Source organism: Desulfovibrio legallii, from assembly GCF_900102485.1.
GTDB lineage: Bacteria > Desulfobacterota > Desulfovibrionia > Desulfovibrionales > Desulfovibrionaceae > Desulfovibrio > Desulfovibrio legallii_A.
The window spans coordinates 1-12,353 of sequence record NZ_FNBX01000014.1 but is presented as its reverse complement, the minus strand read 5'-3'; the positions used below and the strand labels follow the sequence as shown (position 1 = coordinate 12,353).

The 12,353-nt window shown below is 56.7% G+C and carries 13 protein-coding genes, 1 tRNA gene and 1 pseudogene; 5 read left to right on the top strand and 10 right to left on the bottom strand.

Translation table 11 applies throughout. The features are described from left to right. From trpS to BLS55_RS08800, 4 genes are all read right to left on the bottom strand, one after another. Positions 1–987 carry a tryptophan--tRNA ligase gene (gene trpS / locus BLS55_RS08815; protein WP_092154412.1) on the bottom strand — a complete coding sequence of 329 codons (987 nt, stop codon included), beginning with the start codon at positions 985–987 and terminating at the stop codon, positions 1–3. A 16-nt stretch (positions 988–1,003) separates the two neighbouring features. Next, complete coding sequence (locus BLS55_RS08810) at positions 1,004–1,678, bottom strand: site-2 protease family protein (protein WP_092154410.1); 675 nt, start codon at positions 1,676–1,678, stop codon at positions 1,004–1,006. Between the two features lie 247 nt (positions 1,679–1,925). Further along, entirely contained in the window at positions 1,926–2,414 is a 489-nt protein-coding gene (locus tag BLS55_RS08805) for a methylated-DNA--[protein]-cysteine S-methyltransferase (protein WP_092154408.1), read from the bottom strand. Then, on the bottom strand, positions 2,411–3,571 hold the full coding sequence (locus BLS55_RS08800) for an MFS transporter (RefSeq protein ID WP_092154406.1): 1,161 nt from the start codon (positions 3,569–3,571) through the stop codon (positions 2,411–2,413). Before BLS55_RS08800 ends, BLS55_RS08805 begins: the two co-directional genes overlap by 4 nt. Before the next feature lie 435 nt (positions 3,572–4,006). Between BLS55_RS08800 and rplU the strand changes: the two genes are divergently transcribed. From rplU to BLS55_RS08775, 5 genes are all read left to right on the top strand, one after another. Then, entirely contained in the window at positions 4,007–4,315 is a 309-nt protein-coding gene (rplU, locus tag BLS55_RS08795; RefSeq protein ID WP_092154404.1) for a 50S ribosomal protein L21, read from the top strand. A 119-nt stretch (positions 4,316–4,434) separates the two neighbouring features. After that, the gene (gene rpmA / locus BLS55_RS08790; protein ID WP_092154402.1) at positions 4,435–4,704 is read left to right on the top strand and encodes a 50S ribosomal protein L27; all 270 of its coding nucleotides are present in this window, start codon (positions 4,435–4,437) and stop codon (positions 4,702–4,704) included. Between the two features lie 239 nt (positions 4,705–4,943). Further along, positions 4,944–6,044 carry a GTPase ObgE gene (obgE, locus tag BLS55_RS08785; RefSeq protein WP_092154400.1) on the top strand — a complete coding sequence of 367 codons (1,101 nt, stop codon included), beginning with the start codon at positions 4,944–4,946 and terminating at the stop codon, positions 6,042–6,044. Between the two features lie 40 nt (positions 6,045–6,084). After that, complete coding sequence (proB, locus tag BLS55_RS08780) at positions 6,085–7,299, top strand: glutamate 5-kinase (RefSeq protein WP_092154398.1); 1,215 nt, start codon at positions 6,085–6,087, stop codon at positions 7,297–7,299. A 137-nt stretch (positions 7,300–7,436) separates the two neighbouring features. Next, positions 7,437–7,530 (top strand) — tRNA-Ser (locus BLS55_RS08775). Positions 7,531–7,666: 136 nt separating this feature from the next. Here the strand turns inward: BLS55_RS08775 and dgt are convergent. The 6 genes and pseudogenes from dgt to BLS55_RS08760 all read right to left on the bottom strand — a co-directional run. Continuing rightward, positions 7,667–8,923: a dGTP triphosphohydrolase gene (gene dgt, locus BLS55_RS08770; RefSeq protein ID WP_092154396.1), complete on the bottom strand. Its 1,257-nt coding sequence runs from the start codon at positions 8,921–8,923 to the stop codon at positions 7,667–7,669. 19 nt (positions 8,924–8,942) lie between these two features. Then, a complete protein-coding gene (locus tag BLS55_RS11910; protein ID WP_143339539.1) occupies positions 8,943–9,326 on the bottom strand; it encodes a hypothetical protein in 384 nt (127 codons plus the stop codon). A gap of 1,143 nt (positions 9,327–10,469) precedes the next feature. Beyond that, positions 10,470–11,198, bottom strand: coding sequence for a hypothetical protein (locus BLS55_RS11905; protein ID WP_143339538.1), 729 nt, complete (start codon positions 11,196–11,198; stop codon positions 10,470–10,472). 75 nt (positions 11,199–11,273) lie between these two features. Continuing rightward, a complete protein-coding gene (locus tag BLS55_RS12120) occupies positions 11,274–11,435 on the bottom strand; it encodes a hypothetical protein (RefSeq protein ID WP_180365433.1) in 162 nt (53 codons plus the stop codon). Continuing rightward, positions 11,428–11,637, bottom strand: coding sequence for a hypothetical protein (locus BLS55_RS12115; protein WP_180365432.1), 210 nt, complete (start codon positions 11,635–11,637; stop codon positions 11,428–11,430). The genes BLS55_RS12120 and BLS55_RS12115 overlap by 8 nt, the downstream gene beginning before the upstream one ends. Before the next feature lie 45 nt (positions 11,638–11,682). Beyond that, a pseudogene (locus BLS55_RS08760) lies at positions 11,683–12,353 on the bottom strand (IS5 family transposase); the annotation flags it as partial.

Genomic DNA, 12,353 nt, shown 5'->3' with positions numbered 1-12,353 from the left:
TCAGAGCCCCATTTTTTCGCGCGCCAGTTCCATGGTCTGTTCCGCAAACTCGCGGGCGCGGGCATTGCCGCGCTCCAGGATTTCTTCCACAGCGCCGGGCCGGGCCTCCACGGCATTGCGACGTTCCTGCAGAGGCTCCAGGAACGTGGCGAGATTTTTGAGGAATATTTTTTTGCAGTCCACGCAGCCCAGTTGCGCGCTGGTACAGCCCTGGCGGATCTGGGCCTGCTCTTCGGCGCTGCTCAGCAGCACATGGTAGGGGAAGAGGTTGCAGACGTCGGGGTTGCCGGGGTCTGCGCGGCGCAGGCGGGCTTTATCCGTAAACATGCCGCGCACTTTTTCGGTGATGTCGTCCATGCGGTCCGAGAGGAAGATGCCGTTATTGTAGCTTTTGGACATCTTGCGGCCGTCCAGGCCGGGGCATTTGGCCGCCGGGGTGAGCATGGCCTGGGGTTCGGGGAAAAGCTCGCCGTAAAAATTGTTGAAGCGCCGGGCGATCTCGCGGGTCAGCTCCATGTGGGGCAGCTGGTCTTCGCCCACTGGCACGCCGTGGGGCCGGTACATGAGGATATCCGCGGCCATGAGCACGGGATAGCAGAGGAAGCCCGCGTTGCCCAGGTCTTTGTTGCTGATCTGCTGCTGCTGCTCTTTGTAGGTGGGGTTGCGCTCCAGCCAGGAGACGGAGGTGATCATGGAGAGCAGCAGAGAAAGCTCCGCATGCTGCTTGACGTGAGACTGGCGGAAGATGACGCACTTTTCCGGGTTCAGGCCGGCACCGATCCAGTCTTTGACCATTTCATGGATATTGCGGCGGATTTTGGAAGGGTCGGCGTAGTCGCTGGTCAGGGCGTGCCAGTCGGCCACAAAGAAGTAGGCTTCTTCCGTGTGTTGCAGTTCCACCCAGTTTTTGAGCACGCCGAAGTAGTGGCCGAGGTGCAGAGGGCCCGTGGGCCGCATGCCGGAAACAGTGCGCGGTTTGCCGTTCATCAGCAGATTCCTTTCCTTACAGAATACCCAGCAGGGACAAAAGGCCCACGGCGCTGCCGCTTACCAGAGGGCCGAGCACCTGGCCCAGCAGCCCGGTAAAGAGCAGGGCCAGGAGGATCACAAAGCCGTAGCGCTCCACGCTCAGGTAGCGCAGGGCCGCCTTCATGGGCAGAAAATAGGCCACAACCTTGCTGCCGTCCAGCGGCGGAATGGGCAGCAGGTTGAGCCAGGCCAGGCCAAAGTTGATGATCACCCCGGCCTGGAGGGTTTTGAGGGCAAAGATGTAGCCCGTGCTGTGCTGCCACTGCAGGGGCGGCAGCAGGGTGAGCGTGAGCCAGAGCAGCAGGCCGCAGAGCCCGGCCAGCAGAAAGTTGGTCATGGGCCCGGCCAGGGCCACCAGCATCATGTCGCGGGCGGGCTTGCGGAAGTAGCGCGGGTTGACGGGCACGGGCTTGGCCCAGCCGAAGACAAAACTGCCCGTGAGGCTGGTGAGGCCAAAGACCAGGAGGCCTACAGGATCAATGTGCGGCAGGGGGTTGAGCGTGAGCCGCCCCAGCATGCGCGCGGTGGGGTCGCCGCAGCGGGCCGCAACCCAGCCGTGGGCCACCTCGTGCAGAATGATGCCCAGCAGGGCGGGCACGGCGGCTACGGCCAGAAGATTCAGGGCATGGGTCAGGTCGAAGTTGAGCATAGAAGCGGGTACCATGTTCCCGCCCTCCCGGCAAGGGTGGGCGGCGCGGCGGCAGCTGCGGTTTTCCTGCATCCTGGGGGCGCTGCGCGTGGGGCGGCGGACGTTTTGGGGGCGCCAACGGCCCGGCAACGGGGCGCGAAGGGGCCGTGTCAGGGCGGGACGGAGCGTGCGGGCCGGCGACAGGACGTGCCGCAGGGTGCGCGGCATTGGGCCGGGCGGCACAGGGGCGCGATGCTGCGGGGCGCGTTCAGCCGCGGCCCGCAGCCTCCTGTTCCAGCCGCAGCAGCGCCGCCTTGAGTTCCAGACCGCCGCCGTAGCCCCCCAGGCGGCCGTCCGCGCCGATGACGCGGTGGCAGGGGATGATCACGGCAATGGGGTTGCGGTTGTTGGCCAGGCCCACGGCCCGGCAGGCGCGCGGGGAGCCCACGGCCGCGGCGATCGCTTTGTAGGCGCGGGTTTCGCCGTAGGGAATAGCCAGCAGCGCCCGCCAGACTTTTTTTTGAAAATCCGTGCCCTTGGGGGCCAGGGGCAGGTCAAAGGCGCGGCGTGCGCCCGCCAGGTAATCCGCAAGCTGGGCTGCGGCCGCCTCCAGCAGGGGCGTGGCGCGTTCTTCCGCCTGCGGCAGGGGCGGGAGCGCCCCCTTGCCTTCCAGATCCAGTCGGACAAGGGCGCTGTCCGCCTCCACAAGGCGTACCCGCCCCAGGAGCGGCAGGCGACGGACGAGAGCATACGTCATTCCGTCTGCCCCTCCTTAGCCACAGGTTTGAGGGCATACGCAAAAACCGCGCCCAGCAGGGCCACCGCCGCCAGACACTGGAAGGCGCGGGGCAGGCCCTGGTGGTCGGCTATCCAGCCCAGCAGCGGGGCCATGACGCCGCCCAGGCTGGTGGCCAGGCCCAGGGTGACGCCTGAGGCAAAGCCGATGTTCTTGGCCAGATACTGCTGGCCCAGCACCACCAGGGAGCTGAAAGGCGCGTAGAGGGTAAAGCCCAGGAAGGGCAGCACGGCCCAGGCGGCGTAGACGTTGTCCGCCAGGCTGAAGGCCAGCACCACAGGGGCCACCAGGGCGTAGGCCAGGCGGATGATGGTGCGGTAGCCGTATTTGTCCGAGAGCAGCCCGCCGAAGAAGTTGCTGATCACGCCGCAGGTGCAGAAGAAGGTCAGGGCCAGGGCCCCGGCCGTGCGCGACTGGCCCAGCACGTTGACCCAGTAAAGGGGCACAAAGGTGTTGAAGCCCGCAAACAGGATGGAGCGGGCCACAATGGCCATGGTCAGCTTGGAAAATTCCGGCCAGTTGTTAACCCCCGGCGCTTCCGCGACTATGGCCCCGCCGCCTTCTCCGGCCGGGGCGCGCATGCGCCAGATGAGCGTGAGCAGCAGGGAGGCCATGGTCAGGGCAATGGCGGCAAAAATAGCCGTGCCGTGCAGGCCGAAGACGCTCAGCACGGCCGTGGCCAGCAGCGGGCCAAGCACAAAGCCGCTGTTGCCGCCGATGGAAAAAAGGCTCAGGCCCGTGCCCTTTTGCCGGCCGGAGACTTTGTTGGCAAAGCGCGCGCCCTCGGGGTGAAAGAGGGCCGCGCCCACCCCGCTGACCACAATGGCGCAGAAGATGGCCCAATAGCCGGTCATGAAGCCCACCAGGGCCAGCCCGCCGCCCGCCAGCAGCACGCCCAGCGGGATGAACCAGGGCTTGGAAAAACGGTCGGCCAGCAGGCCGAACAGTGGCTGAATAAGGGAGGAGAGGCAGGAGTAGGCGAACATGAGCCCGCCCGTGGCCTGGTAGCTCAGGCCGTAGGCCGAACGCAGAAAGGGCAGCACCGCCGGCAGCGCGCCGCCGTTGATGTCGCAGGAAAGGTGCCCCAGGGATACGAGAAGGATCTTTTTCTTGTCCATGTCGCCACGCTACACGAAAGCCGGAAGAAAACAATACGCGCGGGCGGCGCGGCCGGCGGCGCAGGCAACTGCCCCGAAGCCCTGGGAAACGGCCGCTGCGCGAGGCCTGGCCGGCAGCGCGGCCCACCCCGGCCTGCAGCAAGATTGCTACCCGTTGCGGGCCGTTCCTCCCGCGCGGACTGGAGGGCGCTTCGTCCTCCGCGAAGCTGCGTAAGATGCCTGGCCGCCCCTTGCTCGCGGAGCGGCGCAGCCTTGCCCTTCCTTTTTATAAGGGTCCGCTCCGGGCACGGCGGCGTGAAGGTTCCTGCCGGGGGATTTGTCCGCTCCAGGCCGATTGGGCCTGCCGTTTGGGACGGATGCGGAAAAATCGGGTTACGGGCTTGACTTTTGGGGCTTCCTGGGGCAAATAAACTTTTCCCGTTTTGGAGGTTGACCATGTACGCGATTATCGAGACCGGCGGCAAACAGTACCGCGTCGAAGAAGGTTCCAAGATTGTTGTGGAAAAGCTCGCGGCCCAGAGCGGCAGCGAGATTTCCCTGGACAAGGTGCTGCTGCTGGGCGGCGATGCCTGCAAGGTGGGCGCCCCCTATGTGGACGGCGCGGCCGTCACCGCCGAGGTGGTGGAGCAAGGGCGCGGCCCCAAGATCAAGGTGTTTAAGCGCTGGCGGCGCAACGATTCGCGCAAGCTGCGCGGGCACCGGCAGGAGTGCACCACCCTGCGCGTCAAAAGCATCAACGGCTAACTTTTCGGGGCGGATCCGGCTCCTTTGCCGCGTCGCGCTTTCTCTGCGGCGCGGGCGGGGCCTGTGCGGCATGGCCGTGCCCCTTGCCGACTCCGGGTCGGCTTTTCTGGGAGGCTCTCATGGCTCATAAAAAAGCAGGCGGCTCTTCGCGCAACGGCCGCGACAGCGCCGGTCAACGGCGCGGCGTTAAGCGTTTCGGCGGCCAGCCCGTGCTCGCCGGCAGCATTCTGGTCCGGCAGCTGGGCACCACGGTGTACCCCGGTGCCAACGTGGGCATGGGCAGGGATTTCACCCTGTTCGCCAAGGTGGACGGCGTGGTGCGCTTTGAAAAATATCTGCGCAAGCGCCGCGTGCTCACCCGCGTGCATGTGGACGCGCCCGAAGGCTAGCCCTTCTTCGCGTCACGCTTTTATGCGCCGTTACAGGGAAGGGGCCGCACAGCCTCTTCCCTTTCGGCGTTGGCGCTGCAGCGCCGGCGGCGGCCCCCGCTCGCCAGCCCCTCTCCCCACGGGTTCGGGCGCTTGCGCCCAGAACATGCGGCGCGGCCGCGCGGCGTCCGTTGCCCGTCCGCGTCCGGCTGTTCGCCCTGTCAAGCGTCTGTCGGCCCTGCCCGGCAAAGGATATTTTTATGCGTTTTGTTGACGAAGCGCGCATTGAAGTGCGCGCGGGCAAGGGCGGCCACGGCTGCGTTTCCTTCCGGCGCGAGAAATTCGTGCCCCGCGGCGGCCCGGATGGCGGCAACGGCGGCGATGGCGGCAGCGTGCTGCTCAAGGCCGACGGTCGGCTGCTTTCTTTGTACGACTTTCGCCTCAAGCGTCTGTACGAGGCCCAGAACGGCCGCCCCGGCCAGGGCAGCCAGTGCGACGGCCGCAAGGGCGAAGATCTGGCGCTGCACCTGCCCGTGGGCACCCTGGTTTTTGTGGAGGACGCGGAAGGCGAGCGTCTGCTGGCCGACCTCAGCGACCCTCAGGCCGTGGTGACTGTGGCCCAGGGCGGCCGCGGCGGCAAGGGCAACGAGCATTTCAAGTCCTCCACCATGCGTGCCCCGCGTTTTGCCCAGCCCGGCGAACCGGGCGAAATCCGCCAGTTGCGGCTGGAGCTGAAAATCCTGGCCGACGCCGGGCTTATCGGCCTGCCCAATGCGGGCAAATCCACCTTCATCAGCCGCGTTTCCGCGGCCCGGCCCAAAATCGCCGCCTATCCCTTCACCACCCTCACGCCCAACCTGGGGGTTATGATCGACGACGCCGATCCGGGTAAGCGCCTGGTGCTGGCCGACATTCCCGGCCTGATCGAAGGCGCGCACCAGGGCCAGGGCCTGGGCCTGCGCTTTCTCAAGCATGTGGAGCGCACCCGCTTCCTGGTCCATATCCTCAGCGCCGAGGACGTCAACGACGCGGACCCTTGGGCGGGTTTCGGCCTTATCAATGAAGAGCTGCGCCGCTTTGATCCCGATCTGGCCCAGCGCCGTCAGGTGGAGGTGGTCAACAAGATCGACCTGCTCCCGCCGGAGCGGCTGGCGGCCCTGGAGGCCCGTGCCAAGGCCGACGGGCGGCAAATTTTTTTCATTTCCGCCCGCGATGGCCTGGGCCTGGAGCCCCTGACGGCCGAGCTGTGGCGACTGCGCGACGCCGCGGAACCCCACGCGCCTTTGGTGCGCGCGCAGGAGCCTGTGCAGGTGGAGGATGAGGAATTTCCTGAAATTGAGGTCATCTACACCAGGGAGTGACCCGCCCGCGGCGCTGGGAGCGCCCGTAAAGGAAAGCCGCATGACGCACGTTGACGACTGGCGGGAGGAACGCGCCCGCATTCTTGCGCAGGCCAGGGTGGTGGTGGTCAAGGTGGGCAGCGCCGTGCTGACCGACGCCCAGGGGCTCAACGCCGCAGTGCTCACCGGTCTGGCCGCACAGCTGGCGGCCCTGCGGGCCCTGCCCGTGCCTGGGCAGACGGAGCCGCGGCGCGTGGTGCTGGTATCCTCCGGCGCGGTGGCTGCGGGTCGTGCGGCCCTGGCAGCCCACGGGCAGACCGTGGAAACCGTGGGCCTGGCCGCCAGGCAGGCCGCTGCCGCTGTGGGGCAGGGGCAGCTGGTGCGCGCCTGGGACAAGGCTTTTTACGTCCACGGGGTGCCCACGGCGCAAGTGCTGCTCACGCGCGACGACCTGCGCGCCCGGCAGCGTTTCCTCAACGCCAGCAATACCTTTGCGGAGCTGCTGCACTGGGGCGTGCTGCCCGTGGTCAATGAAAACGACACAGTCTCCGTCAGCGAGCTCAAGTTCGGCGATAACGACTGCCTGGCCAGTTTGCTGGCCAACCTGACGGGCGCGGACCTCTGCATCAATCTCACTTCTTCGCCGGGCGTGCTGGCCGCCAATCCGGAGCGCAATCCCCACGCGCCGGTGCTGGAGCGCATCGACGACGTGGCGGCCCTGGATCTGGCCCAGCTCTGTGGCGGCAAAACCTCAGTGGGCACGGGCGGCATGTATTCCAAACTCCTGGGCGCGCGGCGTGCGGCGCAGATCGGCGTGCCCACCTATATTCTGCCGGGGCGCGAACCCCAGGTCATCTCCCGCGCGCTGGCGGCCGCCGGGGTCTGCCCCACGCCCGCGGGCTATGACCCCCTGGCCTGCGGCACCTGGGTGCGGGCCGGGCGGCAGCCCATTCCCCGGCGCAAGTTCTGGCTGGCCTACCAATCCGACCCGGCGGGCAGCGTGCAGGTGGATGCGGGCGCGGCCAGGGCCCTGCGCCAGCAGGGCGGCAGCCTGCTGCCCGGCGGCGTGCATGGGGTGGAAGGGAGTTTTCAGCAAGGCGCGCTGGTGCGCGTGCTGCACCAGGGCCGCAGCCTGGGCGTGGGCCTGAGCAATTACAGCGCCGCGGACCTCAAAAAAATCATGGGCCTGAAGCGCCACGAGGTGGCCGCCATCCTGGGCGACGCCCACTACCCGGAAGTGATCCACCGCGACAACTTTCTGCTGGATGCGGTGTAATGGCGGCCCAACGGCCGACAGCCGGTCGGCGACAGACCCGCCCCGCGGACGACGCTGCCCCGCGCCCCGCGCCATTGCTTTTTCGCCCCGCATGGGCTATACAACGCCCTCGGCTTGCCCGTATGCCGTAAGCCTGCGGAGAGGTAGCGAAGCGGCCGTAACGCGCTCGACTCGAAATCGAGTTAGGGGTTAATAGCTCCTACGTGGGTTCGAATCCCACCCTCTCCGCCATTAATACGTAATAAAAACGGCGTGTTGCTTTAGATTGCAACACGCCGTTTTCGCGTTCAAAAAGGGTATGTTTTTAGCGAGTGCGCGACTATCATGCATACCGTCATGCATACTTTGGCTCGATCTGTGGAGAAAATTAACCGCCAATTAGTTGGGCATCCGGCATATACAAGCGAATGTACTCTCGACAAGCAAATTGGTCGGTCATTCCGGCAATATGGTCTGCGATGCATCGATACAATTTGTTTCGGCTAAAATTACCTAGCTCTTGTTGGTTTTGTGGTCGTTTTTCAAAGCCGGTGAATCTTTTTAAAATGTAATCTGGTAATTGCATAGGGTGTGCTTTGTAAGCATTGAATATTTGTTTAATAAAAAATTCAGACTTTGAATCAGATTGTGATATCTCTTGGGATGAAAGAATTGCAGAATTTCTAAATTTTGATATTTCCTCAATTCCATTAGTGTACTCATCTGAAAAACATACACATTTTTCATGATAGATATTGGATTCTGTCATAAAATCAGGTTCTGTATGGTTTTTATGGTACTCTGAAATTAGTTTGTTGGAATTCTGATGAACATCATTAATGAAACATCCAACTAGCCCTTTTATTATGCGATTTTTGTTGTTGTAAGAGACTTCAAATCTCTTGCACTCTGTACATTCGCCTTTGAAAAAATGTTTTGTCTTTGCATATTTTGCCACTAATTCCAACTTTATGAAATCGTTAAAGTCAATTATATTGCTGCGTATTCCGTCTTCTATGTCGTGTGTCACTTGCGCTATTTCATCTGCAATGGCTACAATTTGTCCTTCAATAGTGATTGAATTATTTTTGTCCAAAAATAATGTTTCTTTTGAAAGTACATCGCTGTAGTCATGGTGATTAATGCTTGTATGCTTCAGAATACCTTCTTTTGTAGCAGTTGTGAGATTTAATCCTTTGTATTCATCACAGCGTTCTTCAATGTTAGCAACAATATGCACAGATTGAAAATTGTGTTTAAAGCCCAATTTGAACTCGGAAGTTCTATCTTGTACTGTCTCTTTATCGAGTAGTTCTCTTATGGTTCTTTCACCAATATGACCAAATGGGGTGTGTCCAAGGTCGTGACCCAATGCAATAGCTTCAACAAGGTCTTCATTTGCACTTAACAGTCTGGCGATAGTGCGTGCAATTTGGGAAACTTCAATGGTGTGTGTAAGTCTGTTGCGATAATGGTCGCCTTTGTTGGCGTTAAAAATTTGAGTCTTATGCATCAGTCGCCGAAATGCGCGTGAGTGAATGATTCTATCTCTGTCAAGCTGAAAACATTTTCTACCATCTAAGAAGTTGTTATCTTCAGTATGAATTCTTTTTGAAAGCAATTTACTATCTTCTATGTTTGCCATGATAAACCCTTTATATTTTTCAATTAATGTCGTTGTGAACTCTCACTTCATAATAAATATCGTAGATATCGCCAAACAATCCAGAACTCTTCTTAACTGTGCGTCTAGAAGTAATATCAAATTTATTTGTAATGTTGTTCTCTGAAATCCATTTTTTTAGCCATTGAAGGCGTATCTTTTCAGCATCGTCAGAGTCTACTGGATATGCTGCATCTGCAAAAGATTCATATAAATAGTATTGATACTGTTCATCTTGAGTCGTCGGCCTAAATTTTGTTAGATGATAGTCCTGTGATGCACACCCGTAAAATAAAATTGAGGTAAATAAGAGGAGGTGAATCGCGGTGTAGCGAAAACGATCCATGCGCTGCATACATGAGATGCAAATAATTTGGCCAGCCATAGTATTTTCCTTACACGAGAAGCAAATAAAGTGATTTCACCTTCTATGGTATACATGTTTGTGACTTTGCGCCAGAGGCAAGCACATGCAAAGGGCTGATAAATTTTCTATCAGCCCTTTGCATGTTGTGAGCGCAGCCAGCCATGTCAGTTTCACCAATTTTCCAGTTTTCCAGTTTTGAGTGCTTTCGCGCTAAGGGATTACAAGTGTTATTGCAAAAACGCCGTGATGAAGCCTTGAAACCACGTCCATGAGTCAATAAATGACAATATGTTCGGACAAATTGCAAAGTTTACGTTCATATCGAGTGGAATTATAATGTTAATTAATGGATTACATCCTTTCTGGTGAATAATGTTGAATATCATATAGAAGGTCTCAGCCGTTTTTAAAATTTTGAAATAATCAATGGTCATATGGATAATCCTCATCATAAAGAAAGTTAAATGTTTGTTGGATGTGGTCTGGCATTTGTAATGCCATAATAAAGTTTGTGGCCATGATTTTACCTCCTGACCGGTTATGGTTGCCATGTCGTTCATGGATCACTAATTTCTATAGCACACTGAGTATTATATTGCAACAATATATCATAAAATCAGTGGTTTGCGTCAAGACGTTTTTACGTTTTGCTCGAAAGTTGGTTGCTATATCAATTTTGCTGCTGTTTGTTTGTGGGCATTTCCAAAGACAAAAAAAGGATTGTACCGGCTTTGTTTATCTTCCCGAGGTGATAAAATTTATCTGGCGTTGGGCACAGTGTTGTCGTCAGTGTCATTGAGTACAAGAAAAGGGCGGGTTGCAGTGAAGCAACCCGCCCTTAAGCGTTATGGCCATCCAGAGTTATCCGTCGGCTTCAACCTCGTGCGTACGGCTAGCTGCTGGCTGAACCGCATTTTCAATGACAGCCGCCAAATGGTTGATGTCTGGCGATACGCTTTTTAGGTAAATGTCTGTCGTAGTGGCTCGCTGATGCCTTAAGAGGAGCTGAATGTCGGTCAAACCCGCCTATTGCGACTGGATAAGGTTCAGCCTCTGAGGGGAACAAATATGCACTTTTCGGCGAACGAGCTCCAAAAAGTATACGTTCAAAGGCAATGCGGGTTTTACTGGGCCCTCTCCATTGAATCTAAGGATTAGCTGTCACGCCTCTTTTGTTGGCAAATCTTTACCGCAGTGTTTGCAGACAATAGCGGCCAGTTTTACCTCTTCTGCGCAAAATGGGCAAATCTTAGTGTCCTTTTTCGTTCCTTCTTCATTTTGATTCTGCCTAAGGACTACTGCAAAGTAATCTTCAATCTTTGTTGCTTTGCTCACAGCATCTTTCGCAAGATGAGGAGGCATTAGTGGGAGTGTAAATGTTGGATTGTCTAAACTGTTGAACACCAGCTTTATCTGGACATTTTTTATTGTGGTCTGCGATTTTTTCTGTGATGTGAGTGCGCCAACTAACGCACCAACACCTCCAAGTAGTACTCCACCAACAATGGCTCCAGCGACTTGGCTGCCTCTAGAAGTGCTTGTCATCGTTTCGTTGTCAATAATGGTAGAGCATGAGAGCAATTCATCGAAGCCATGAATAGACAAGCCCGCACTAGAGATAGTAGCTATTTTTTTAGCTTCGCTGTCACAGGCAATGCCACAAACTTTTACCAGACAATCAGATTTGCCTGTCTTAGCAAGGTGATCTTCAAAGGTTTTGTCCGCAATAAAAATTTCTTGCAGAGAAGGGGTAAAGCCAAGTTTTTTCAGTTCATCAATTGTCGCTTTTAGCAGATCCGCGCTATCAACATTTTTTTTTGCAGCGCAAGTCACGGAGTAGAAGAATAAGAAAACGCCTAGAACAATCGCAATTACCCAAAATATTTCCACGGATTTTCTCCTTGCTTGAACTCATCCACCTTTTGTTATTATCTTTTAATAACGAAATGGTAGTGAAATAGAGCTTTAAGGAAACTGATTTGGGGCCGTATCTGGCAAAATTTGTGATTCATTGTATTCTGCTATTTGCTGCATCGACATTTCAATGACTTCACGCATCTTTTGAAAAGCATTCATAAGGTGCTGTTTATCTACATCTGTTAAGGATTTTTTGTTCTTCTCAAGCATTTTTGCATTTGAAGCTTGGATGTCTTCCGTAAGCTTGTAATTTTGCTGACGTGAGCAGTAACAAAGCGATTTCCTCTAATCGAAACATCTGTGGGCTTACTAGCCGTTTTTGGGCCGTTTTAGTATGTATTTCTAGTTTGTTGCACAGCTTATCGTACATTTCTTGTTGAACAGCCGCATCGCCTTCCTTAGCGATTTTCAACAGCCGCTCACGTGTCATTTCAGGTCTATATTCTAGATAGTGTAGTCACGAGATAGAGGCCCATAGAAAGATACACCTGATGTGGACGACGGCAAGAAATGATGCCGTATTCTTTGTGTACCTAGTGGCTATTCCGCGCCACCGCTTCAGATGAAGAAATGCATTTTCTATCAAGTGCGCGCCTTATAAAGTTCCTTGCCATAATAGCGCTGCTTTTTGCGACTCTTTTTTGGAGGCATAACCGGCAGCATTCCTTGCCTTTCAGCCTGATCAAGACGTGTATCTGTATCATAACTATTGTCAGCCAAAAGGTTTTCTGCGGTAACCAAGCTAATTAAAGCAATTGTTTGCGCACAATCTGCCACTGTACCTTGTGTAACAATGGCCCTGAGCGGCATACCATGCGCATCCACGGCCAAATGCAATTTTGTGTTGAGCCCCCTTTTGTGCGGCTCATGTCCTGATTACCACCTTTTGCACCTGCCGCATGGGGATGGACCTTGCAATGGCTGGCGTTGATCATCAGCCATTCAAAATCAGGCTCATCAATCAAAATTTCGAGTAATCGCTCCCATACTCCCTTGTCACGCCAGCGGATGAAGCGACGGTGCGTGTTGCTCCAGCCGCCGAAGTCCGGCGGTAAATCTCGCCACGGCGCACCTGTACGCATTATCCAAAAGACTGCATTTATAAACAGCCGGTTATCATGCGCAAGG